This is a genomic window from Qipengyuania citrea, from assembly GCF_009828015.1.
Taxonomy (GTDB): Bacteria; Pseudomonadota; Alphaproteobacteria; order Sphingomonadales; family Sphingomonadaceae; genus Qipengyuania; species Qipengyuania citrea.
In genome coordinates this window covers 244,539-267,770 of the sequence record NZ_WTYG01000003.1, presented here as the reverse complement: position 1 = coordinate 267,770, position 23,232 = coordinate 244,539, and the positions used below count along the sequence as shown (strand labels likewise).

Here is a 23,232-nt window from a genome sequence, read left to right as displayed (position 1 = left end):
GTGCGGCGGGAAGGGGGCGTAAGGTGGTGCGCGCGCCGCGGCCCGTTGCGGGGCCGGCGGCGCGCGAACCGGAATGGAATCAGTCGGCAGCCGAGAGATTCACGGCGCTGGCCTTGCCATTGCGGCCGGTTTCAACTTCGTAGTTGAGGCGCTGCTCTTTATCGAGCGAGTGCATGCCGGCGGCCTGGACGGCGCTGATGTGGACGAAGCTGTCGTCCGAACCGTCGTCGGGCTGGATGAAGCCATAGCCCTTGTCGGTGTTGAAGAACTTTACGGTTCCGGTCTTGCTCATGATGGTTCCTTTCGAGAACGCGAGAGGTTGCCGCGCCGCGACATGCGGTGCGGTCGTGCGTCAAATCGTCCGATGAAAGGAAGTCGTCGTCTGGTTTGCGCCGGGGCCACTGAAGGCAAGCGGCGGTCGTCAAAATCCGAAGTCCGTCGCAAATTTCGACGTCAGCGGCATCCTTGTAGCAGACATGTGCGGCATTCCCTAATCATTTAATCCGCTGCCCGATTGAGTCCTGCGCGCCACACCGCACCATCTAGAGTCCTGCGAATCCACGGGGACTCAATATCTTGTGACGGGCACCTTCTGTTCTTTCTGCGAAGCCGGCGAACCCGCTTCGCGCCGCCCAATTTGGCGCTTGACCGCGACTCCGTTTGGACTCACCCTGTGGATAAGTCAGGACAGGGAAGCATATCATGGGGGTCATCGAGACCACGAAGAGTCGCGTCAAAGCGGCTGTAAAACCGGCGCATACGCCGAAGGAACTGCTCCCGCTGGGGCAGATCCTCGATGGCGATTGCGTGGCCGCCATGCGCCGGCTTCCCGATGCGAGCGTGGACCTCGTCTTCGCCGACCCGCCCTACAATCTCCAGCTCGGGGGCGATCTCAACCGGCCCGACGGCAGCCATGTCGATGCGGTGACCGATCACTGGGACCAGTTCGACAGTTTCAAGATCTACGACGATTTCACCCGCGAATGGCTGACCGAGGCCAAGCGCGTGCTCAAGCCCGATGGCGGGCTGTGGGTGATCGGCAGCTATCACAACATCTACCGCGTCGGCGCGATCCTGCAGGACCTGGGCTTCTGGATCCTCAACGACATCGTCTGGCGCAAGTCGAACCCGATGCCCAATTTCCGCGGCACGCGCTTCACCAATGCGCATGAAACGCTGCTGTGGTGCAGCCAGGGCGAAAAGGCCAAGTACCACTTCAACTACCGCGCGATGAAGACGCTGAACGACGAATTGCAGATGCGCAGCGACTGGGTGCTGCCGATCTGCAACGGCGCCGAACGGCTGAAGGAGGGCGGCCACAAGGTCCACCCGACGCAGAAGCCCGAAAGCCTGCTCTACCGCGTGCTGCTCTCCACCACCGAGCGCGGCGACGTGGTGCTCGATCCTTTCTTCGGCACCGGTACCACCGGCGCGGTGGCCAAGCGGCTGGGGCGCGAATGGATCGGCTGCGAGCGCGAAGGCAATTACCGCGACGCCGCGATCAAACGGATCGAGAAGGAACTCCCGCTCGACGAAAGCGCGCTCACCACGATGCAGGCGGGCCGCAGCGCGCCCAAGGTGGCCTTCGGCGCGCTGGTCGAAAACGGCTTCATCAAGCCCGGCACCAAGGTGTTCGACAAGAAACGCCGCTGGACCGCCACCGTCCGCGCCGACGGCTCGCTCGCGCATGAGAAACAGACCGGTAGCATCCACGGTCTCGGCAAGGAGCTGCAAGGCGCGCCCAGCTGCAACGGCTGGACCTTCTGGCACTATGAAGTCGAAGGCGAAGCCAAGCCGATCGACGCCGCGCGGCAGCTGTACCTCCTGGCGGTGGAAGACTGAGGGTCGCGATTTCCACTAGCTAAACTGTTGACAGGCTAGTTGCAAAGAACAGAGTGCGAACTTATCTTTCCAACGTGAGGGATTGGAAGGATTGCCATGGAAATTCTAACTGGAATCGCAGCGGCAAAACAGGCGCTGGACATCGCGCGTGGGATGAGAAGCCTAGAGCAGAGTTTCGATCAAGCCACGATGAAGTCGAAACTAGTGGATCTAATTGATGCACTCTCCGATGCAAAGTTGGCGCTCATTGATGCGAAAGAGACTCTTGCCGAACGGGATAGAGAGTTGTCGATCCTAAAAGCGAACTTCGAAATTAGCGGAGCGCTCGTAAAAGCAGATGGCGAGTACGAGTATTTCACCGGCGAAAATGGAAAGCCTTTGGGTTTCCCGGTGTGTCCGTCTTGTCGGCTCGAAGGGTCTATGATCCAACTCAAACAAGACGGTGCGTCATTCGATGCAAAATGCCCGAAATGCAAATCCAAGTTTACTCCCGTGACTTGCTATCTCGGTCCACAAGATACCGACGTCACCTTGACCGGTAAGGAAAAAAGGGTGGCTGATGAGAAATATAAGCGTGGATTGGAAGGACTCGCACGGCTCAACAGTGGTGCAAGATTGATCCGTTAGATACGTCGGGTTCGCCGTGCAGTCGTATCTGAACTTGTCGAGCTCCGATCACGGAGGGATTTGGCCGCCCTGTCCTACTTCCCATCAACCCGCTAAGACCCTGCGCATGATCCAGCGCCTCACCGCCTCCCACCCGCACGACCGCAGGCCCGCCAACCACTCCGCGCCTTTTTTCGCATTGGACCGTGTAACACCCGGTCCATGTCGCGGTGCTTGCCCTGGGGAAGTCCAACAATGAGCGGTCAGGTCTACATTCGCCCCATCGGCTTCGTCCCCGGTCCGCAGTCCGAGCACGGCAATGCCATCCGGCTGGCAGGCACAATGGTCTATGCCAGCCGCTTCGCGGTGATCCTGCGGCGGGATGGCGAGGTGGTCGAGCGCTGGCTTGCGGCGCCGGACACCATGGCCGAAGCGCTCGGCCGCCTGCCCGAAGAGCTTGGCGCCGAGGCCGAGGCGCAATGGGCCAATCTGACGCTCGCGCATCCGCCATTGCAATTGGGTGCGCGGACCGTGCCGCTCGACCAGCCGCAGGTGATGGGCATCCTCAACGTCACCCCCGACAGCTTCAGCGACGGCGGGCGCTTCCTCGACGATGCCGAGGCAGGCCGTGACCACGCCGCCGCCATGGTCGAAGCGGGGGCGGCGATCATCGATGTGGGCGGCGAAAGCACGCGCCCGGGTGCCAAGCCGCTGTGGGAAGGCGACGAGATCAACCGCGTCGTCCCCGCGATCGAGGCCTGCGCCGGCATGGGCGCGGCGGTCAGCGTGGACACGCGCAAGGCGGCTGTAATGGAAGCCGCGCTGGAAGCGGGCGCCCATCTGGTCAACGACGTCTCGGGCCTCGCGCATGATCCGCGCAGCGCCGAAGTGGTCGCACGCGCCGGTTGTCCGGTGGTGCTGATGCATGCGCCCGGCGCGGCGGGCGAGGACCTGCATGCGGGCGCGGACTATGCCAGCGTGGTGTTCGACGTGTTCGACGCGCTGCGCGCCCGGCGCGATGCCGCGCTCGAAGCGGGGATCGCGGCGCAGCACATCCTGCTCGATCCGGGCATCGGCTTCGGCAAGAGCCTGGCGGAGAACCTCGCGCTGATGAACGCGCTGCCGCTGTTCCATGCGCTGGGCCATCCGCTGCTGCTGGGGGCCAGCCGCAAGCGGATGATCGGCGCGCTGTCGAAGGAAGCGCCGGTCGAGCAGCGGCTGGGCGGCAGCGTAGCGCTGGCGCTCGAGGGGCTGCGCGCGGGCATGCAGATGGTGCGGGTCCACGATGTCGCCGAGACGGTGCAGGCGCGCAATGTCTGGCGCGGCCTGCGCGATGCCGCGCTGACCGACTTCGCCGACCTGCCCGCCTAGCTGCGAGCCTAGCTTCCGGGCGAAGCGGCGCTGCCCGCCAGCAGCCCGCCGTCGAGCGTGAGTTCGGCGCCGGTCATATAGCCGCTGTCGGCGCTGGCGAGGTAGACGCATGCCGCTGCGACCTCTTCGGCCGTGCCGAAGCGCTTCAGCGGCGTGTCGGCGACCAGCGCGGCCATCTTCGCGTCGCGGTCTGGCCCGTCGCCCAGCATCGGCTCCCAGATGTCGGTGAGGATCGCGGCGGGGTGGACCGAGTTGCAGCGGATCGCCCAGCCTTGCTGCGCGGCGTAGAGCGCGACCGACTTGCTGTGGTTGCGCATCGCCGCCTTGCTCGCGGCATAGGCCGCTGCGCCGGGAATGCCGACGAGGCCCGAGCGCGAGGACATGTTGATGATCGAGCCAGTCCCCTTGGCCTTCATCGCGCGCAGGGCATAGCGGCAGCCGAGGAAGCAGCCGTCGGTGTTGACGCTGTGGACGCGGTGCCATTCGGCAAGGCTGGCGTTCTCGGGGTCATGCGGCGCTGGGCCGTCCTCGAACCCGGTGATCCCGGCGTTGTTGACCAGCACGTCGATCGCGGGGAAGGCCGCGGCCAGCGCGTCCCATTCGGCTTCGCTGGCGACGTCGAGGCAGTGGAAGCTGCAACCGAGCCCGGCGGCGGCTTTCCTACCTTCGTCTTCGTCGATATCGGTCAGCACGACGCGCGCGCCTTCGGCAAGGAAGGCGGTGCAGATCGCCTTGCCGATTCCGCGTGCGCCGCCGGTGACCACGCACAGCATGTCGTCGAGTTTGCCCATGGCTACGGGCTAGTCCGCTCAGGCGGCGCTGTCGATGCCGAGTTCGCTGAGCTTGCGGTAGAGCGTCGAGCGGCCGATGCCGAGCCGGCGCGCGACCTCGGTCATCCGCCCGCGGTAATGGCCGATGGCGAGGCGGATGATGTCGGCCTCGATCTCTTCCAGCGGGCGGACGTTGCCGTCGTCGGTATAGAGCAACAGGCCAAGGCCGCGTGCCCGGCTTTCGCCGCGGTCGACCTCGTCACCCAGCATCTCGGCCAGCTGCGGGAAGCTGTGCGCGGTCAGCGCCTCGCGCTGTTCGAACACGCAGGCACGGAACAGCGCGGCCTGCAGCTGGCGGACATTGCCGGGCCAGTCGTAGCCTTCGAGCAGGCTCAGCGCGCTGTCGGCGATCGAATGGTGCTTGAGCCCGGGCTGTTCGCCGAACTTGGCGAGGAAATAGCGGGTCAGCGCGGGGATGTCGCCCAGCCGCTCGCGCAGGGGCGGCATGCTGATCCGCGTGGCCGACAGCTGGTCGAACAGCGCCTGCGAGAACTGGCCCGCGGCCACGCGGTCCTCGAGCACGTGATCGCTGGTGGCAAAGACGCGCAGGTCGATCTTGAAGCCATGCGCGGCGCCGGTCGGGCGGACGATCCCGGTGGCCAGCACTTCGGCAAGACGGTTCTGCTGTTCTTCAGGAATGCGGTCGACATCGTCGAGGATCAGCGTGCCGCCGTCGCATTGTTCGATCAGTCCGCTCTGGCGGTCGAAAGCGCCCGCGAAAGCGCCCTGCTCGTGGCCGAACAGCAGCGATTCGAGCGATGCTGACGGCAGGCCGCCGCAGCGCACCACGCGCAGCTCCGCCTTCGCGCGGGTGCTGGCGGCGAGCATCGCGCGGGCGACCATGTCCTTGCCGGTACCGCTTTCGCCTTCGACCAGCACATGCGCATGGCCGCGCGCCGCAGTCGCCGCCTTGGCCAGCGCGGTCCGGAACGGGGCGGCGGTGCCGACCATGCCGTCGAAATCGACCGGGTGGGGCAGCTTCTCGGCCAGCGGCTGCAACTCGGCGTTGGGCCGCGCGCCATAGGTGGCATCGGCCAGCGCAGCGAGCAGGCGGTCGGGATCGACCGGCTTGATGAGATAGTCGGTCGCGCCCGCGCGCATGGCTTCGACTGCCAGCAGCGGCGAGGTGTTGGCCGTCAGCATCAGGAGGGGGACATCGGGGCGCGCCGCGCGCAGTTCGCGGATCAGTTCGCACGCCTGGTCGCCCGGCACCCACTGGTCGAGCAGGATGGCGGTCACTTCGCCGCCGCCCGGCGATGCCAGCATTTCGAGCGCGTCTTCGCCTGTCGCCACGGTCAGCGTACGCCATCCTTCGCGCGCGGCAAGCGCCGACACCAGCCGGCCCTGGGCCGGCTCGTCGTCGATCAGCATCAAGAGGCGCGATCGCTGTGTCGCCATATCTCTCGCCATTCTCCCCAGGGACATGCGGGCCTGAAGCACGTCCGCGTGAAAGCCCATTACCCCGATAGCGTAAAGAGGCGATTAAGCCTGTCCCGCCGGGGACGCGCAAACAGCGGGGCTTGAGCAGCGCGCACCTCCGCGATAGACCCGCCGCGATATCAATTCCACACAGGGAAATCGCATCATGGAATCCGCCAACGACCACAAGGCGCACAACCGGACCTACGGTTCGTTTATCAGCATGCTCAAATGGTCCGTCCCGCTGATTGCTGTAATCACGCTGATCGTCGTCATCCTGATCGCCGAATAACCGGATGGCGCTACGCATCGCGGTTCTGAGAGAGCGCGCGCCGGGCGAAAGCCGGGTCGCGCTGACACCCGAAACGGCGAAGAAGTTCGCCGCGCTCGGGGCCATAGTCGCTGTCGAGGAAGGTGCCGGCTCCGGCGCCTCCGTGACCGACGAGGCGTACCGCGAGGCTGGGGCCGAAGTCGGCCCCGCTGCACAGATGGTGAAGGATGCCGACATCGTGCTCGGCGTTCAGGCTCCCGACCCGTCCGCGCTGGCGGGTGCGAAGCCGGGTGCCTGGGTCGCGGCCACCTTCGATCCCTTCCGCAACGGCGAGCTGGTCGAGGCCTATGCTTCAGCACGCCTCGAAGCGCTGAGCATGGAATTCATGCCGCGCATCACCCGCGCGCAGAGCATGGATGTCCTCTCCAGCCAGTCGAATCTCGCCGGCTACAAGGCAGTGCTGACTGCGGCCAATGTGTATGGCCGTGCCTTTCCGATGATGATGACCGCCGCCGGCACCGTGCAGGCGGCGAAGGTGTTCGTGATGGGCGTGGGCGTGGCGGGCCTGCAGGCGATCGCGACAGCCAAGCGGCTTGGCGCGCAGGTCTCCGCCACCGATGTCCGGTCGGCGACGAAAGAGCAGATCCAGTCGCTCGGCGCCAAGCCGATCTTCGTCGAGAATGTCGCGGGCATCGAAGGCGAGGGCTCGGGCGGCTATGCCACCGAGATGAGCGACGAGTACAAGGCCGCGCAGGCAGAGCTGGTCTCCAGCCATATCGCCAAGCAGGATATCGTCATAACCACTGCGCTGATCCCGGGCAGGCCCGCGCCGCGGCTGATCTCGGATGCGCAGGTCGCGAGCATGAAGCCCGGCAGCGTCATTTTCGACCTCGCTGTGGCGCAGGGCGGCAATGTCGAAGGCTCACGTCCCGACGAGGTGGTCGAGAAGCACGGGGTCAAGATCGTCGGCTATTCGAACACTGCCGGACACCTGGCAGCCGATGCCTCAGCGCTGTTCGCGCGCAATCTCTACAACTTCCTGTCCGCCTTCTGGGACGAGGAGGCCGGCAGGCCCGTGCTCGACGAGGAGATCGGCGACGCCGTGCGGCTGACGCAGGGCGGCAAGGTCGTGAACGAGAGACTGACCCCCGCGTAATCCGGGCCCGGGGAGGGGCCGCACATGGACTTCATTTCGATCCTGTCGATCTTCGTGCTGGCGTGTTTCGTCGGCTATTACGTGGTCTGGTCTGTGACGCCCGCGCTGCACACGCCGCTGATGGCGGTCACAAATGCGATCTCCTCGGTGATCATCGTCGGCGCGCTCATCGCCAGCGCCGAGGCGGGCAGCGCGGTTGCCAAATGGCTGGGGCTGGCAGGTGTGGTGCTCGCCAGCGTGAACATTTTCGGCGGCTTTGCCGTGACCGAACGCATGCTTGCCATGTACAAGAAGAAGGAGAAGAAGTGATGTTCTCCTTCAACCCCGTCATCCCAGCGAAAGCTGGGATCTCTCTCGGCACGTTCCGCGCCAATTGGGCAGCGATCCCAGCTTTCGCTGGGATGACGATGTGGGCCACCCCCGCCCACGCGGCGACCGGTGAAGCGGTGAACCCGTGGGTCGCGCTCGCCTATCTCGTCGCGGGCGTATTCTTCATCCTCGCGCTGCGCGGCCTCTCGTCGCCCTCGACCAGCCGGACGGGCAACCGCTTCGGCATGGCGGGCATGCTCATCGCGGTGGCGACGACGCTGGTGACGCACGATATCGCCAATATCGTCGAGATCGCCATCGCCATCGCGATCGGCGGATTGGTCGGCTTCCTCATAGCCCGCCGCATCGCCATGACCGCGATGCCCGAGCTGGTCGCCGCCTTCCACTCGCTCGTCGGCCTTGCCGCCGTGCTGGTGGGCTGGGCGGCCTATCTCAATCCGGGCGCGTTCGGCCTGCTGACCACAGATGGCGGGATCGGCGCGGTCTCCAAGGTCGAGATGGGCCTCGGCATCGCCATCGGCGCGATTACCTTTTCCGGCTCGGTCATCGCCTTTGCCAAGCTGTCGGGCCGGATGAGCGGTTCGCCGATCCTGCTGCCTGCGCGCCATGTCATCAATCTGGGCACGCTGGCGGCGATCGTCGTGCTCACCGCGCTGTTCGCCATGGCGACCGGCCCGGCGGAAACGCTGCCGCTGATCGTTGCGCTGACCGTGCTCGCCTTCCTGATCGGCTTCCTGCTGATCATCCCCATCGGCGGGGCGGACATGCCGGTCGTGGTGTCGATGCTGAACAGCTATTCGGGCTGGGCCGCGGCGGCGATGGGCTTCACGCTGGGCAACAGCGCGATGATCATCACCGGCGCGTTGGTGGGCTCTTCGGGCGCGATCCTCAGTTACATCATGTGCCGCGCGATGAATCGCAGCTTCCTCAGCGTGATCGCGGGCGGCTTCGGCGCGGAGGACGGCGGGGCGGCAGGCGGCGAACCGCGCGAACAGCGCCCCTACAAGCAGGGCAGCGCGGCGGATGCGGCCTTCATGCTCGAACAGGCGGAGAAGGTCATCATCATCCCCGGCTACGGCATGGCGGTGGCGCAGGCGCAGCACGCGCTGCGCGAGATGACCGATATCCTCGAGGAAAAGGGTGTCGAGGTGAAGTTCGCGATCCACCCAGTCGCGGGCCGCATGCCCGGGCACATGAACGTGCTGCTCGCCGAAGCATCGGTCGATTACGACAAGGTGTTCGAGCTGGAGGACATCAACAGCGAGTTCGCGCAGGCCGATGTCGCCTTCATCATCGGTGCCAACGACGTGGTCAATCCGGCGGCGAAAACCGATAAGTCCTCGCCCATCTACGGCATGCCCGTGTTCGACGTGGACAAGGCCCGGCAGGTCTTCTTCATCAAGCGCAGCATGGGCGGCGTCGGTTATGCCGGGGTCGATAACGACGTCTTCTACATGGATCAGACGATGATGCTGCTGTCCGATGCGAAGAAGATGGTCGAGGAAATCGTGAAGGCGCTCGACTGAGGTGAAACGCATCCTGATCGTTCTCGCGCTGCTGGCCGTTGGCGGGGTCGCCCTGTGGGCGACCATCGGCGGCGGATTGCAGGATACCGCGGAGGGCCGGCTGGAGGATGAATTCGTCGCACGCGGCCTGCCGCAGCCTATGGCCGGGTGCATGGCCGAGCGCATGGCGCAGCGGCTGTCGGTGCTCCAGCTGCGCAAGCTGGAAAACCTGCGGGCGCAGGAAGGCGAACGCGCCATACCGCTGAGCATTGCCGAATTCCTCGAACGCGTCCGGCGCGTGGACGATGGCGAAGTGCTCGAGGTTGCCGCGAGTTCAGCCGCGGTCTGCGCCTTCGCACGGGGCTGAACCGCACCCGCTTGCAATCGCCGTCCCTTGCGGCACAATGGGTTGCAAGGGAGAGACTCATGACCATCAGACTGTCGATCGCCGCCGCGCTGCTTGCAGGCGCGGCGCCGGCCATTGCCGCCACGCATTCTATCGTGCCGGGGGACGGCGCGCAGGAAGCCCTGCAGGAAGCGCTGATCCTTGCCGAACCGGGTGACGAGATCGTGCTCGCTGCGGGCCGCTATACGCTGACCGATGGTCTCAGCCTCGATGTCGACGATGTGACCGTACGCGGCGCAGGAATGGACGGCACCGTGCTCGATTTCACTACGCAGCAGGGCGCGGGCGAAGGGCTGCTGGTGACCAGCGACGGCGTGACGCTGCGCGATTTCGCGCTCGAGAACCCGAAGGGCGACGGGGTGAAATCCAAGGGCGCGGACAATATCGTCTATCACCGCATCCGCGTGACCTGGACGCGCGGTCCCCATCCCGAAAACGGCGCCTATGGCGTCTATCCGGTTGAAAGCGACGGCGTGCTGGTCGATGGCGTCAAGGTCACCGGCGCATCGGATGCGGGCATCTATGTCGGCCAGTCGCACAACATCACCGTGCGCAATTCGATTGCCGAGGCCAATGTCGCCGGGATCGAGATCGAGAACAGCCGCAACGCGCTGGTCGAACACAATGTCGCCACGCGCAACACCGGCGGGATCCTGGTGTTCGACCTGCCCAATCTGCCGGTGATGGGCGGCGGCAATGTAATCGTCGCCAACAATCTGGTGATCGCCAACGACACGCCCAATTTCGCGCCGCCGGGCAATATCGTCGCGGGCGTGCGGCGCGGCACCGGGATCATGGTGATGGCCAACGACAAGGTGCTGATCGAAGATAACATCCTGTCGCGCAATCCGACCGCGCCGATCATGGTCATCGCCTACACGCAGGAGTTCGAGGACGAGCGGTACAATCCGCTGCCGCGCGACGTGGTGGTGGGCGAAAACCGCTATGACGGCGGCGGCTACGATCCGCAGCTTGAGGGTGCGGACATGCTGCTGGCGGCCTTCGGCGGCGAACTGCCGCCGGTGCTGTGGGATGGCCTCGGTTCGCTTTCGGCGGTCGAAGGGACCGCGGGGTGGAACCTCAACCTGACCGAAGCGGGCAAGGGCCTCGGCGCGGCGCAGCCCGGTCCGCTGGCTGTGGGCACGCCCGGCCAGCCATTCGACCGGAGCGGCATCGGTGCGCCCGCAGCGCTCGAACAAAGGCTTGGCGGATGAAATCCTTCGGATGGCTTGCCTGTGCGGTCGCAGCGCTCTCGGGCGCGATGATCGCGCGGGCGGCCCCGCCGCAGCAGGCAGCCGTCAACGATGCCGCGATCATGGGCGATGGCATGCCGCGGCTGCTGTCGGACTACGGGTTCTTCGACGACGCAGGCGCGCAGTTGCCCGTGGCCGGGGTCCATCCATATCGCCTGAACACGCCGCTCTATTCCGATGGCGCTGAGAAACTGCGGTTTGTCTACCGCGCAGCGGGCACGCAGTTCGGCGCGCAGGGTGAAGGCCTGCTCGATCTGCCGGTGGGTACGGCGCTGATCAAGACCTTTGCCTTCGGCGAGGGCAGCGAACGGCGGCTGATCGAAACACGCGTGCTGCTGCACCGCGCCGACGGCTGGCTGGCGTTGCCCTATCTGTGGAACGAGGCGCAGACCGATGCGCAGCTGGCAGTGGTCGGCGCGCGGATCGCCCTGACCACTCCGGCAGGGCAGGCGATCAGTTACCGCGTCCCCAACAAGAACCAGTGCAAGGAATGTCACGGGCTGAGCGGTGAAGTGGTGCCCATAGGCCCCAAGGCGCGTAATCTGTCGCACGCCTGGTTGAGCCGGATGGTCGCGGACGGGCATCTCGATACCATGCCGCAGGATGCCGACCAGTTGCCACTGTGGGAGGCGCGTGAAAGCGCGCCGCTGACCGCCGCTGCGCGCGCCTATCTCGAAGTGAACTGCGCGCATTGCCATCAGCCCGGCGCGACCGCCTCGAACAGCGGGCTCGACCTGAGGTGGGAGCAGCAGGCACCCGAGGCGCTGGGGATCGGCAAGCGACCCGTGGCGGCCGGGCGCGGGGCGGGTGGCCATCTGTTCGATATCGTGCCCGGATCGCCCGACGCGTCGATCCTCACCTATCGCATGGCAAGCCCGGAACCCGGCGTGGCGATGCCCGAACTGGGCAAGGCGACGGTTGATGAAGAAGGACTCACCATCGTGCGCCGCTGGATCGAGGAGATGGCACCGTGAAATGGTTCTGGCGCATTCTGGGCGCTCTGGCGCTCGTCCTTCTGGCCGCGTTCTTCATCCTGCGCGTGCCCGACACCGACCCGGCCGAAATGCAGGCGAAATACGGGGCCGCCCCGTCGCGCATGCTCGCGGTCGGGGATGGCCGGCAGGTCCATGTCCGCGACGAAGGCCCGCGCGATGCACCCGCTATCGTACTGCTGCACGGATCCAACGCCGATCTGCATACGTGGCAGGCATGGACCGATGCGCTGAGCGCGGATTTCCGCGTGGTCCGGTTCGACCAGCGCGGTCACGGGCTGACCGGCCCCGCTGCCGATGCCGACTACAGCATCGAAGCCTTTGCCGGCGATATCGATGCGGTCGTCGATGCTCTGGGGGTCGAGCGGTTCGTGCTTGCGGGCAATTCGATGGGCGGTGCGATCGCCATGCAATATGCCATCGCCAGTCCGGAGCGGCTCGACGGGCTCGTCCTCGTCGATGCCAGCGGGGCCCCGATCGAGCGCGATGCCGATGGCAATATCGCCTTCAAGCTGGCTGCAATGCCCGGCGTGGGCAGCGTGATGAGCCAGGTCCTGCCGCGCTCGCTGGTCGAACGCAGCCTGTCGCAAAGCGTCTCCAACCAGAAGATCGTCACCGGTGAAGCGGTTGACCGCTACTGGGAACTGGCGCGCTACCCCGGCAACCGCGATGCCACGCGCGCGCGTTTCTCGACCCCGCGCAGCGCCTTCTCGGCCGAGCAGGTTGCCCAAACCGATGTGCCGACGCTGGTCATGTGGGGCGAAGAGGACAAGCTGATCCCCTACGAAGCGGCGGGCTGGTACATGGATCACCTGCCCGATGCGACGCTGGCCGCCTATCCCGGGATCGGCCACCTGCCGATGGAAGAAGCCCCCGAGCGCAGCGCTGCCGATCTGCAACAATGGCTTGCCCGGACGCTGTCTTCGCGAGATACGCCGCAAGACGGAACCGGCGTATGACCCGCCCGTTGTAAGCCCTCGATACGCGGGCCAACCGCGGTCGCTGGTTATCAGGGTGAAAAAGGGACAGACGCTTGCGCAAGCTCGGCATTATCGGGGGTATGAGCTGGATCTCGACCCGCGCCTATTACGAACGCATCAACAAGTTCGTGCAGAAGCGGTCGGCGCCGATGGCCAGTCCGCCGCTGCTCATCGAAAGCCTTGATTACGCACCCATTGCGGCGGCGAAAAATGCCGACGACTGGGATGCGATCGCGGCGACGCTGATCGAATCCGGACGTCGGCTGGAAAGCGCCGGGGCCGAAGCGCTCGTCGTCGCGGCCAATGCCATGCACAAGGTGTACGACCGGCTGACCGAAGGCGTGTCGATCCCGGTGCTGCATATCGCCGATGCGGTGGGGCAGGCGATGGAAGACGCCGACTGCAAGAGCGCGGCGCTGCTCGGCACGCGCTTCGTGATGACCGAAAGCTTCTATCGCCAGCGGCTGGTCGGGCACGGGGTCGACCTGCTGCCCCCCGATCCGGGCGATGTCGAACTGGTCGACGGGATCATCTACAAGGAATTGATGCTGGGCCGCGTCACCCGCGATGCCGAACGCGCACTCAAGACGGTCATCACGATGAAGGAAAAGCAGGGGGCCCAGGCGATCGTGCTGGCCTGTACCGAGCTGGAACTGGTGGTCGATACCGATGCCAATGTCCTGCCGGTGTACGATTCCACCGATATCCACTGCCGCGCCGCGGCCGACTGGATCCTCGGCTGACAGCGCCCGCGCGGGGCCCCGGCTCCGCGCTCGCACATTCTGCCGAAAACCCCGCGGGTTCGCATTTCGTTCACGTTGTCGCCCCGCGGGCGAACACCTAAGCCTCTGCGCGCATGCACAGAGCTCCCTACGCTTCCGATCCCGCCGCCAGCCGCGGCCGTGAATTCCCCGAGGAACGCGAAGGGACGCGCGGGCCGCGCAGCGAATTCCAGCGCGACCGCGACCGGATCGTCCACTCGATCGCCTTCCGCCGCCTGCGCTCGAAGACGCAGGTGTTCATCGCGCCCGATGGCGACCACTACCGCACCCGGCTGACACACAGCATCGAGGTCGCGCAGATCGGCCGCGTGCTGGCGCGCGAGCTGGGCCTGGACGAAGACCTCACCGAGGCGATCTGCCTGGGGCACGACATCGGGCACCCGCCCTTCGGCCATGCCGGAGAGACCGCGCTCGAGGAAGCGATGGTCGGCGCGGGCGGTTACGATCACAATGCCCATGGCCTGCGCACGCTGGCGCGGCTGGAAAGCCCCTATTGCGACCACGACGGGCTCAATCTGACCTGGGAAACGCTTGAGGGTCTGGCCAAGCACAATGGGCCCGTGTCCGCGCCGGGCTGGGCCCTGGAAGAAATCGACCGGGCTTTCCCGCTCGAGCTGTCGACCTGGCCCTCGCTCGAGGCGCAGGTCGCTGCGATTGCCGACGATATCGCCTATGACAATCACGATATCGACGATGGCCTGCGCGCGGGCTTCCTCGATCTCGACGACCTGCTCGCGCTCGACTGGCTGGCCGACCAGTGGCGCGCGGTCGAGAAACGCTTTCCCCACGCCCCGCGCGACCGGCAACTGCGCGAACTGGTGCGCACGCAGATCGGGCTGATGGTCACCGACCTGCTGATGCATACGCGCGAGCAGGTGAAGGGCGTCGGCAGCGCCGCCGAAGTCCGCGCGGCAGGGCGCCAGCTGGCGGCTTTCTCGCCCGCGATGCGCGAGCATGAACGCGTGCTCAAGCGCTTCATGTACGACCGGCTGTATTACCACGAGGAACAGATGGAAACGGCCCGGCGCGCGCATGACGTCATCTCGCGCCTGTTCGCCGCCTACCACCGGGATCCGGCCACCATGCCCGAGGAATGGCGTGTGAGCCTGCCCGAAAGCGAACCGCAGCGCAGCCGCCATATCGCCGATTTCATCGCCGGGATGACCGATCGCTTCGCCATCACCCAATGCGCCCGCATCTATGGCAGCATGCCCGAAGGGCTCAGCAATGTCTGACGCGGTGCGGATCGGCCTCATCGGGGCCACCGGGCTGATCGGCGCGGGGGTGATGGCGCAATGCGTGGGGCGCGAGGATGTGCGCCTGACCGGGATTGCCCGGCGCGAGACGCAATTGCCGCGCGGTATCCAGATGGAACTGTTCGTCGCCGATCCCGCCAATTGGGGCGACGTGATCGAAGCGGTCAGGCCGACCGCGATCATTTGCGCGGTGGGCACGACGTGGAAGAAGGCCGGTGCCGACGAGGCCGCGTTTCGCGCGGTCGATCGCGATCTGGTGATGGACACCGCGCGGACCGCGCAGCGCCTCGGGGTCGCACGTTTCGTCCATGTCAGTTCGGTCGGCGCCGATCCGCACGCCCGGGCCTTCTACCTCCGCGTGAAGGGCGAGACCGAGCGCGAACTGGCGAAGGTCGGTTTCGCGCGACTCGATATCCTGCGTCCCGGCCTGCTGCGCGGCACGCGTGCGGAGGAAGACCGGCGGCCTGCCGAGCGGTTGGGGATCGCTGCTGCGCCCTTGGCAAATCTGCTATTGCACGGCAGGCTGCGCCAGTATCGCGGGATCAAGGCCGAGATCGTCGCGCAGGCTGCGCTGGCGCTGGCCAAACGCGCGGCGCGCGGCCGGTTCGTACATGACAATGACGCGATCCGGGCCGCCGCCCGGACGCTGCCGCAACTGGGACGTGAGGCGCTGTGATGACATGGGAAACGGTATTCGGTACGGCAAACCTGCTCGCCATGGTGATGTGGGCGGGGCTTATCCTCTTGCCGCGCTGGCCCGCATTGCTCGCAGCGGTGCTCTATGCCGGCGTGGGTCTGCTGTGCCTGGCCTATAGCGCCGGACTGATCGGTATCCTGACCGGCGCACTCGCTGCGGGCGGCGGCGATGCGCCCGCCGATTTCACCAGCATCGAAGGCGTCCGCGGCATCTTCGCCAGCGACGGCGGGGCGACGATCGGATGGATCCACTATCTCGCTTTCGACATGTTCGCCGGATTGTGGATCGCGCGCGATGCGGATGCGAAAGGCTTTTCGCGCTGGATCCAGGCGCCGATCCTGTTCGCCACCTTCATGGCGGGGCCGCTGGGACTGTTGCTGTGGCTGGCCATCCGCGAGCGGCGGGCGCGGGCCGGCGGGCGCTGGCAATAGGACGCGGCGAATCGGGTTGCGCAACGCAACCCATCTGCCATGATGACCCCAACTGCTGAAAACAGCGGAGAGGATCTATGGCAGAACACGAAAAGCTCACCTTCGATGAGCTCATCAGGCACTGGGCGAAGGAAAAACCCGATCAGGTCGCGCTCGAGCAGGAAGGCAGCGCGCTGACCTTTGCCGAGCTCGAGGATCGTTCGCGCAAGATCGTGGCTATGCTCCGCGCGCGCGGACTGGAAAAAGGCGACCGGATCGCCTGGCTGGGCAAGAACGCGCGCCACTATTTCGAACTGTTCTATTCGGCCGCGCGGCTGGGGATCGTCATGGTGCCGATCGGCTGGCGTCTCGCCGCTCCCGAAATCGCCTATATCCTCGGCGACACCGGCGCGAAGCTGCTGTTCATCGACGAGGGGTTCGGCGAACTGGCGGACAAGGCCTGCGGCCAGATGGATGCCGCGCCGCCGATCGTCGACACGCCGACCGCCAGGGCCGAGATCGCCGCTGCCCAGCCGGGCGATTTCGCCGCCGCCGGGGCCGACGATGCCGTGCTGCAGCTCTATACCTCAGGCACAACGGGCAATCCCAAGGGCGCGGTGCTGACCAACGCCAATCTGTTCTCGCTGCGCCTGCCCGCCGAGGAAGCGGCGCAGCCGTGGTCGAGCTGGGACGAGGACGAGGCGATCCTCATCTGCATGCCCTGCGCGCATATCGGCGGGACCGGGCTGGGGATCATGGCGATCGCTGCCGGCATCCGCGCCATCGTGCAGGCCGAGTTTACTCCCGAAGGGGTGCTCGATGCGTTCGAACAGGGCATCACGCGGCTGTTCATCGTGCCTGCCGCGCTGCAAATGGTGGTGCAGCATCCGCGGGCGAAAGACACCGACATGTCGGCGGTCAAATACGTCATGTATGGCGCCGCGCCGATCCCGCTCGACCTGCTGCGCGAGGCGGTCCAGACCATTCCCGGCGCAGGCTTCCTGCAATGCTACGGCATGACCGAGACGACCGGCACCATTGCCATGCTCCCACCCGAGGATCACGCGCTCGACGGCAACCAGCGCATGCGCAGTGCGGGCAAGGCCGTACCGGGTGCGGAGCTCAAGGTGATCGGCGAGGACGGCGGCGAACTGCCCTGCGGTGAAGTGGGCGAACTGATCTGCAAGAGCCCGTCGAACATGATCGGGTACTGGAACCTGCCCGATGCCACGCGCGGCGCGCTGAAGGACGGCTGGATGCACACCGGCGATGCCGCCTATATGGACGAGGACGGCTACGTCTATATCCAGGACCGGATCAAGGACATGATCATCTCGGGCGGCGAGAACGTCTACCCCGCGCAGGTCGAAAGCGCGATCTACGGTCATCCGGCCGTGAGCGAGGTGGCGGTGATCGGCGTGCCCGACGAAACCTGGGGCGAAGCGGTCAAGGCCTGCGTGGTGCCCAAGCCGGGGACCACGGTCGATCCCGATGACATCATCGCCTTCACGCGCGAGCGGCTGGCCGGGTTCAAGGTCCCCAAGACGGTCGAGGTGATCGATGCGATGCCGCGCAACCCCAGCGGCAAGATCCTGCGCCGCGAATTGCGTGCGCCGTTCTGGGAAGGGCGCGACAGGCAGGTCAATTGAAACGCCACGCGCCCGCTACCGCGCGCAATTCGCAGCCGCTGGCCGAAGTGCTGGCGCGCGAGCTGCCCGCCAGCGGGACCGTGCTCGAGATCGCCAGCGGCAGCGGCGAGCACGCGGTGTTCATGGCACGCCGCTTTCCCGCGCTCGACTGGCAGCCGAGCGATCGCGATGCCGAGGCGCTGGCCTCGGTCGATGCCTGGGCGGCGGAAGCGCGGCTGGCCAACCTGCGTCCGGCGACCGCGCTCGACGCTGCAGCGCCCGATTGGCCGATCGTGAGTGCTGATGCGCTGCTGTGCGTGAACATGGTGCATATCAGCCCGTGGGACGCGGCGGTCGGGCTGTTTGCGGGGGCGGGGCGCGTGCTGGGATCCGGCGCGCCGCTCGTGCTCTACGGCCCCTTTGTCGAGCCGGATGTCGAGACCGCGGCTTCCAACCATGCCTTCGACCAGTCGCTGCGCCAGCGCGACCCGGCCTGGGGCCTGCGCTCGACCGCCGATCTCGACCGGCTCGCTGCCGGTCACGGCATGACCCGCACGGCGCGCTGCGCCATGCCCGCGAACAATCTGGTGCTGGTCTATCGCCGCGACTGAGCGCGGGGGGAAGGTGGCGCTGGATAGCCGAGCGCGCGTCAGGCGAGCTTTCCCGCCTCTTTCCGGATCAAGCCCGCCAGCTTTTCAATTCGTGCGGAGCGGCGCCTTCGCTTCAATTCCACCAGATGCAGTTCGAGGAAGCTGGGCTGCGCAAACTGCGCGGTCGCCAGTTTTTCCCGCGCCGGGTAAGCGAGAATCCCGCTGCGAGGCAGGATCGCATAACCGAGGCCCCTGGCAACCGGTTCGGGGATCTGCCCGATCTGGTTGACGAAGCTGCGCACCTGCAGCCGGTCCGTACCGCGATAGTCCTTGGCGAAGTTCGCCCCCAGCACCGCATCGGCATAGGCCGCGGCATCCGGGTGCCGGATAAAGCCGAGCGACTGCAACTGGTCGAAACCGGGCAGGCGCCCGGCCCATTCACGCGGCAGGATCAGATCGAGCGGTTCGGCGCCCAGATATTCCGCGGCCAGCCGGGGATGGCGCGGGGCCCCCGCTATCACGCCGACATCGTAGCTGCCCGACAGCACTCCTGCGACAATGCTGTCCTCCGGCGCTGCCGTGAGGCGGGCGGAAATGCCGGGCGCCTGAGCCATCCAGTCCATCAGTGCGGGATAGAGCAGCATTGCGAAACTGCCCGAACTCGCCACGCTGATCGTGCCGCGATCTTCATCGTCACCATCGAGACTGTCGAGGAAGTCGCGTTCCTCGCGCCACCGCATGCGCGCCATGGCGAGCGTCTTCTCGCCCGCATCGGTAAGTGCGAAACCCGGCGCGTCGCGTTCGACAAGCGGCACGCCCAATTGCTGCTCGAGCTTGGCGATATGCTGCGACATGCCCGGCTGGGTCATGTTGAGCCGCTCGGCCGCGCGCGTGAAATGACGTTCCTCGCACAGCACGGTGAAGGACTTCAGCCATAGCGAATTGAGTTCTCTCATAATTCTGTATTATCATATCTATGAGAGATAATAATTTCTAATTCTGGGGCGCTGGGGCGATATCGGTCGGGCCAACGATCGAAAGGATCCCCCATGAACGTATCCCCCAAGGCCTTCTCGCATATCGGTCTGTCGGTCCCCGACCTGGACGCCGCGGTCGCATTCTACACCGAAGTTCTCGGTCTCTATACCATCATGGAACCGACCGAGGTGTTCGAGGATGACAGTCCGATCGGCGTCATGTGCACCGATGTGTTCGGCCCCGATTGGAAGTCGCTCAAGATCGCGCATCTGGCCACGGCCGACCGCGTGGGCATCGAGATATTCGAATTTCCCGAAAACTACGCCCCTGACGACAATCTGGACCACAAGCGCCACGGGACGTTCCACTTCTGCGTGCAGGATCCCGATGTCGAAGGACTGGTCGAAAAGATCGTCGCCGCCGGCGGCAAGCAGCGCATGCCGGTCCGCGAATATTACCCGGGCGAGAAACCCTATCGCATGTGCTATGTCGAAGACCCCTTCGGCATCGTCTTCGAAGTCTACAGCCACAGCTACGAACTGACCTATTCGGAAGGCGCCTATTCCTGAGTAGGATAGCGGGCGGGGCGGTCACACCGCCCCGCCTTTCCTGGCGCTGGTCCCACCTGCCGCTGCGGCTGGATATGAAAACGCCCGCCGGTGGGGCGGGCGTTTTCGTGTGGGGCTTTGCTTGCGCCTCAGGTGGCGTCGTCGACCGTGTTGGCGGCGGATTGCAGGTCGTCGCCCGCACCGCGCACGGTGTTGCAGGCGGCGGCGGTCAGCGTCATCGTGGTGATGCCGAGGGCAAGCAGAATTTTCTTGGTCATCGTCGTTCCTTCCCAAAGGGCTCCCAACGCGGGGTGCGACAGGTTCAACGGGTCATGCTTCCTTCGGTTCCGCCAGCGCCCGGCGCGCAAGGCCCAGCCGGTGTTCGCGCCAGGCGATCAGCAGTCCGGCCCCGACGACCAGCGGCGCGCCGATCCAGAACGAGGCGGGCGGCAGATTGCTGAAGACCAGCCAGCCGAACAGCGTGGCCCAGACGAGGCCCGAATAATCCATGACGATGACATTCGCGACCATGCCGTAGCGCAGTGCCGCAGTCAGCAGGACCTGTCCCAGCAGGCCGATGACGCCGCAGGCGAGCAGGAGCAGCCAGTCCTCCAGCGGATGCGCCTGGCCGACGAACGGCATCGCCAGCGCGAGCACGGGCACCGAGAAGAGCGAGAAGTAGAAGACGATGGTAAAGGGGTGTTCGGTGCGCCCGAGATCGCGCAGCTGGACCGAAATCAGCGCGATCATCAGCGCGGCACCGAGCGCGATCGCGGCCCCCAGCAATGGCAGTTCGCCGCCCCATGGCTGTGCGATCACGACGACGCCGGTGAAGCCCAGCGCCACCGCGCTCCAGCGCCAGACCCCGGTCGGTTCGCGCAGCACCAGCGCCGACAGCACAACGGCAAAGATCGCCGAGCTGTAGTTGAGCGTGGTGGCAACCGCGAGCGGCAGCAGCGTGGCCGCGCCGAAGTTCATCGTCATGCCGACCATGCCGAAACCCGAACGGCGCAGGTGCGATCCCATCCGCGCGGTCTTGAGCGTGCCGAGTTGCCGCCGCAGCGCGAACCATCCCAGCAGGATCGGAATGGTCGGCAATTGCCGCCAGAACATGATCTCCGCGAGGTGGATGCCGCGTTCGCTGGCGAGCTTTACGCAAGCGAGCAGTCCGGCCAGCACCAGCGCCGCCGCCAGGCGCAGTCCCAGCGCGAGCAGCGGGCGGTGATGGGGATGATCGCTTTCGGGCTGCATCGCCTGTGGCGGATAGAGCAGCCATGGCTCAGTGCAAGCGGGAGATTGAAGCCGCCGCCCGGCCGGCCCATATGCCCGCACTGTGAAAGAACCCGAATTCCTGCTGTTCGCAAGCGATGCCGAACTGGCCGCCTACTGGGGCGCGGCCTGCATAGCCGCAGCGCTTGCTTGCCTGCTGATGGAACGGCGGCGGATGAAGCGGGCCGAACTCAACCGCGTTGGCTGGATGCCGTGGACCGGACTGTTCCTCGCCCTGGCGGTCATCGGTGGCGGATTGCTGGCGGCCGCGGTGCCGGCGATCCTGCAGGGCTAGCTGCAGGCGTCATCTTCGCGGCCGAAGGCGCTAGTCAATTCGCGAAGCTCCTTAAAGGCACGCCTCGAGATAGGCTTGGTCGAAGCCGAACTGGCGCGCTTTTTCGAGCGTATAGGGGCGCAGGCCCGACGAGCGGTATTCGCCCATGATCTTGCCGTCTTCGCCCTCGTCGAGATATTCGAACTTGAACAGTTCCTGCGTCACGATCACGTCGCCTTCCATCCCGATCACTTCGGTGATGTTGGTCGTCCGGCGCGAACCGTCGCGCAGGCGCTTGACCTGGACGATGATATCGACGCTTTCGGCGATCTGGCGGCTGATGGCTTCCTTGGGGATCTTGATGTCGCCCATCAGGATCATGTTTTCCATACGGCCAAGGCATTCGCGCGGGCTGTTGGCGTGCAGCGTACACATCGAACCGTCGTGGCCCGTGTTCATCGCGGCAAGCAGATCGAAACATTCCGCGCCGCGAATTTCGCCCAGGATGATGCGGTCGGGCCGCATACGCAGGGCGTTCTTGACGAGATCGCCGATGGTGATCGCGCCCTGGCCCTCAAGGTTGGGGGGGCGCGTTTCGAGCGGCAGCCAGTGCGGCTGTTGCAGGCGGAGTTCGGCGGCGTCTTCGATAGTCAGCACGCGCTCGCCCGGGTCGATCATCTTCGACAGCGCGTTGAGCATGGTCGTCTTACCCGAACCGGTACCGCCCGAGATGACGATGTTCATCCGGCATGCGCCCGCGATCTTCAGCGCGGTGCACATCTTTTCCGACATCGAACCGAATTCCTTGAGCATGTCGAGGGTGATCGGTTTCTCGGAGAACTTACGAATGGAGATCGCAGTGCCGCGCAGCGACAGCGGCGGAACGATCACGTTCACACGCGAACCGTCTTTGAGGCGGGCGTCGGCAAGCGGCGTTGTCTGGTCGACGCGGCGGCCAACCTGGTTGACGATGCGCTGCGCGATCTGGAACAGATGCGTCTCGTCGCGGAACTTGATCGGCGCGATGACGAGCTTGCCGTTCTTCTCGATATAGGTCTGGTCGGGGCCGTTGACCATGATGTCCGAGACATCGGGATCGTTGAGCAATTCCTCCAGCGGGCCGAAACCGAGCAATTCGTCGACCAGCACCTTCTCGAGCGCGAACTGCTCGCGCCGGTTCAGCGTGACCTTCAATTCGGCCAGCACTTCCATGATGATCGGGCGGAATTCCTCCGACAGTTCATCCTTTGTCAGCGTGGCGGCAGCTTCGGGATCCACGCGTTCGAGCAGGCGCGGGAGCACCTGCTCCTTGATCTTGTGGACGCTGGCTTCGAAACCGCCGACCTCGCTCTGGCCCGAATGGGTCGTGTTCATCCGCTCCGCGAGGCGCGACATCGCATCGCCGTTCGCGGAGGCGGGTGCCGCGGCTTCGGGCGCGTCGGTCGGCAGCGGCGGAAACTGTTCGCCGCCATCGTCGGGTTCGGGCGATTTCGGGGACGGCGTCGGAGTGCCGCCGCGCATGGGCTTGGCGACTCCGAATTGCGGACGTGCACCGGCATTGATCCCTGCCGGCCCGTTTTTCCGTCCGAATGCGCTCATTGCCGAAAACCCCCGAGGAAATACTTGATTGGTTGGGTGAACCTTGTCCGGATATGACAAAGCTCGTCTCTCGAAACAGGGTAAATAGGCTGGAAACCTTGATTAAACGCTAATGCCCGGCTGCGCATGCGCGCCATGCCCAAAGCGCTGCGAAAACGCGCGTTTCGCCCGGATGCGCGTGGCCGAACGCGCAAAGATTGATTGCTGGACGAGAACCGCTAAGTCTCGCCGCAAGCAAGT

26 protein-coding genes are annotated in these 23,232 nt (G+C 65.6%); 19 read left to right on the top strand and 7 right to left on the bottom strand.

Going from position 1 to position 23,232, the window contains the following annotated elements; all coding sequences use genetic code 11:
• Positions 1-79: 79 nt before the first annotated feature.
• Positions 80-292 (bottom strand): cold-shock protein, encoded by a 213-nt coding sequence (locus GRI55_RS11405; RefSeq protein ID WP_050599822.1) that lies wholly within the window; start codon positions 290-292, stop codon positions 80-82.
• A 410-nt stretch (positions 293-702) separates the two neighbouring features.
• On the opposite strand from GRI55_RS11405, the gene GRI55_RS11400 reads away from it, so the two are divergent.
• From GRI55_RS11400 to folP, 3 genes are all read left to right on the top strand, one after another.
• On the top strand, positions 703-1,842 hold the full coding sequence (locus GRI55_RS11400) for a site-specific DNA-methyltransferase (protein WP_160767239.1): 1,140 nt from the start codon (positions 703-705) through the stop codon (positions 1,840-1,842).
• 96 nt (positions 1,843-1,938) lie between these two features.
• Positions 1,939-2,469 carry a hypothetical protein gene (locus tag GRI55_RS11395; RefSeq protein ID WP_160767238.1) on the top strand — a complete coding sequence of 177 codons (531 nt, stop codon included), beginning with the start codon at positions 1,939-1,941 and terminating at the stop codon, positions 2,467-2,469.
• 234 nt (positions 2,470-2,703) lie between these two features.
• Complete coding sequence (gene folP, locus GRI55_RS11390; RefSeq protein ID WP_160767237.1) at positions 2,704-3,819, top strand: dihydropteroate synthase; 1,116 nt, start codon at positions 2,704-2,706, stop codon at positions 3,817-3,819.
• An 8-nt stretch (positions 3,820-3,827) separates the two neighbouring features.
• Here folP and GRI55_RS11385 read toward each other — a convergent pair whose 3' ends face one another.
• Both GRI55_RS11385 and GRI55_RS11380 read right to left on the bottom strand, forming a co-directional pair.
• Positions 3,828-4,610, bottom strand: a complete 783-nt coding sequence (locus GRI55_RS11385; protein WP_160767236.1) for an SDR family oxidoreductase — start codon at positions 4,608-4,610, stop codon at positions 3,828-3,830.
• An 18-nt stretch (positions 4,611-4,628) separates the two neighbouring features.
• Positions 4,629-6,047 carry a sigma-54-dependent transcriptional regulator gene (locus GRI55_RS11380; protein ID WP_160767235.1) on the bottom strand — a complete coding sequence of 473 codons (1,419 nt, stop codon included), beginning with the start codon at positions 6,045-6,047 and terminating at the stop codon, positions 4,629-4,631.
• 187 nt (positions 6,048-6,234) lie between these two features.
• On the opposite strand from GRI55_RS11380, the gene GRI55_RS11375 reads away from it, so the two are divergent.
• The 14 genes from GRI55_RS11375 to GRI55_RS11310 all read left to right on the top strand — a co-directional run bounded on the left by GRI55_RS11375 (position 6,235) and on the right by GRI55_RS11310 (position 18,345).
• Positions 6,235-6,360, top strand: a complete 126-nt coding sequence (locus GRI55_RS11375; RefSeq protein WP_082835688.1) for an aa3-type cytochrome c oxidase subunit IV — start codon at positions 6,235-6,237, stop codon at positions 6,358-6,360.
• A 4-nt stretch (positions 6,361-6,364) separates the two neighbouring features.
• Entirely contained in the window at positions 6,365-7,495 is a 1,131-nt protein-coding gene (locus GRI55_RS11370) for a Re/Si-specific NAD(P)(+) transhydrogenase subunit alpha (RefSeq protein WP_160767234.1), read from the top strand.
• Between the two features lie 24 nt (positions 7,496-7,519).
• Positions 7,520-7,804: an NAD(P) transhydrogenase subunit alpha part 2 gene (locus GRI55_RS11365; protein WP_050599815.1), complete on the top strand. Its 285-nt coding sequence runs from the start codon at positions 7,520-7,522 to the stop codon at positions 7,802-7,804.
• A 98-nt stretch (positions 7,805-7,902) separates the two neighbouring features.
• Positions 7,903-9,351, top strand: coding sequence for an NAD(P)(+) transhydrogenase (Re/Si-specific) subunit beta (locus tag GRI55_RS11360; RefSeq protein ID WP_160767317.1), 1,449 nt, complete (start codon positions 7,903-7,905; stop codon positions 9,349-9,351).
• 1 nt (position 9,352) lies between these two features.
• Positions 9,353-9,697 carry a hypothetical protein gene (locus GRI55_RS11355; protein WP_160767233.1) on the top strand — a complete coding sequence of 115 codons (345 nt, stop codon included), beginning with the start codon at positions 9,353-9,355 and terminating at the stop codon, positions 9,695-9,697.
• Between the two features lie 59 nt (positions 9,698-9,756).
• Entirely contained in the window at positions 9,757-10,950 is a 1,194-nt protein-coding gene (locus GRI55_RS11350) for a parallel beta-helix domain-containing protein (RefSeq protein WP_063513205.1), read from the top strand.
• Positions 10,947-11,963, top strand: coding sequence for an SO2930 family diheme c-type cytochrome (locus tag GRI55_RS11345; RefSeq protein WP_160767232.1), 1,017 nt, complete (start codon positions 10,947-10,949; stop codon positions 11,961-11,963). The genes GRI55_RS11350 and GRI55_RS11345 overlap by 4 nt, the downstream gene beginning before the upstream one ends.
• Positions 11,960-12,940 carry an alpha/beta fold hydrolase gene (locus GRI55_RS11340; RefSeq protein ID WP_160767231.1) on the top strand — a complete coding sequence of 327 codons (981 nt, stop codon included), beginning with the start codon at positions 11,960-11,962 and terminating at the stop codon, positions 12,938-12,940. The genes GRI55_RS11345 and GRI55_RS11340 overlap by 4 nt, the downstream gene beginning before the upstream one ends.
• A gap of 74 nt (positions 12,941-13,014) precedes the next feature.
• Positions 13,015-13,704, top strand: a complete 690-nt coding sequence (locus GRI55_RS11335; RefSeq protein ID WP_050599809.1) for an aspartate/glutamate racemase family protein — start codon at positions 13,015-13,017, stop codon at positions 13,702-13,704.
• A 113-nt stretch (positions 13,705-13,817) separates the two neighbouring features.
• Positions 13,818-14,978, top strand: a complete 1,161-nt coding sequence (locus GRI55_RS11330) for a deoxyguanosinetriphosphate triphosphohydrolase (RefSeq protein ID WP_160767230.1) — start codon at positions 13,818-13,820, stop codon at positions 14,976-14,978.
• Positions 14,971-15,675 carry an NAD(P)H-binding protein gene (locus GRI55_RS11325; RefSeq protein WP_160767229.1) on the top strand — a complete coding sequence of 235 codons (705 nt, stop codon included), beginning with the start codon at positions 14,971-14,973 and terminating at the stop codon, positions 15,673-15,675. Before GRI55_RS11330 ends, GRI55_RS11325 begins: the two co-directional genes overlap by 8 nt.
• Positions 15,675-16,127, top strand: coding sequence for an ABA4-like family protein (locus GRI55_RS11320; protein WP_050599806.1), 453 nt, complete (start codon positions 15,675-15,677; stop codon positions 16,125-16,127). Before GRI55_RS11325 ends, GRI55_RS11320 begins: the two co-directional genes overlap by 1 nt.
• A gap of 77 nt (positions 16,128-16,204) precedes the next feature.
• Positions 16,205-17,755, top strand: a complete 1,551-nt coding sequence (locus GRI55_RS11315; RefSeq protein ID WP_160767228.1) for a fatty acid--CoA ligase — start codon at positions 16,205-16,207, stop codon at positions 17,753-17,755.
• Complete coding sequence (locus GRI55_RS11310) at positions 17,752-18,345, top strand: DUF938 domain-containing protein (RefSeq protein WP_160767227.1); 594 nt, start codon at positions 17,752-17,754, stop codon at positions 18,343-18,345. Before GRI55_RS11315 ends, GRI55_RS11310 begins: the two co-directional genes overlap by 4 nt.
• Before the next feature lie 38 nt (positions 18,346-18,383).
• On the opposite strand, the gene GRI55_RS11305 is transcribed toward GRI55_RS11310, so the two are convergent.
• Positions 18,384-19,280, bottom strand: a complete 897-nt coding sequence (locus GRI55_RS11305) for a LysR family transcriptional regulator (RefSeq protein ID WP_160767226.1) — start codon at positions 19,278-19,280, stop codon at positions 18,384-18,386.
• 93 nt (positions 19,281-19,373) lie between these two features.
• Between GRI55_RS11305 and GRI55_RS11300 the strand changes: the two genes are divergently transcribed.
• Positions 19,374-19,871 carry a lactoylglutathione lyase family protein gene (locus GRI55_RS11300; protein ID WP_063511666.1) on the top strand — a complete coding sequence of 166 codons (498 nt, stop codon included), beginning with the start codon at positions 19,374-19,376 and terminating at the stop codon, positions 19,869-19,871.
• A gap of 128 nt (positions 19,872-19,999) precedes the next feature.
• Here GRI55_RS11300 and GRI55_RS15165 read toward each other — a convergent pair whose 3' ends face one another.
• Together GRI55_RS15165 and GRI55_RS11295 are read right to left on the bottom strand one after the other, a co-directional pair.
• Positions 20,000-20,128, bottom strand: coding sequence for a hypothetical protein (locus GRI55_RS15165; RefSeq protein WP_255357748.1), 129 nt, complete (start codon positions 20,126-20,128; stop codon positions 20,000-20,002).
• 52 nt (positions 20,129-20,180) lie between these two features.
• On the bottom strand, positions 20,181-21,101 hold the full coding sequence (locus tag GRI55_RS11295) for a DMT family transporter (RefSeq protein WP_050599801.1): 921 nt from the start codon (positions 21,099-21,101) through the stop codon (positions 20,181-20,183).
• Between the two features lie 82 nt (positions 21,102-21,183).
• Here GRI55_RS11295 and GRI55_RS11290 point away from each other — a divergent pair, with 82 nt between their 5' ends.
• Positions 21,184-21,414, top strand: a complete 231-nt coding sequence (locus tag GRI55_RS11290; RefSeq protein WP_063506533.1) for a hypothetical protein — start codon at positions 21,184-21,186, stop codon at positions 21,412-21,414.
• Between the two features lie 51 nt (positions 21,415-21,465).
• Here the strand turns inward: GRI55_RS11290 and GRI55_RS11285 are convergent, their stop codons facing one another.
• On the bottom strand, positions 21,466-22,992 hold the full coding sequence (locus tag GRI55_RS11285; RefSeq protein WP_050599799.1) for a CpaF family protein: 1,527 nt from the start codon (positions 22,990-22,992) through the stop codon (positions 21,466-21,468).
• Between the last annotated feature and the right edge of the window lie 240 nt (positions 22,993-23,232).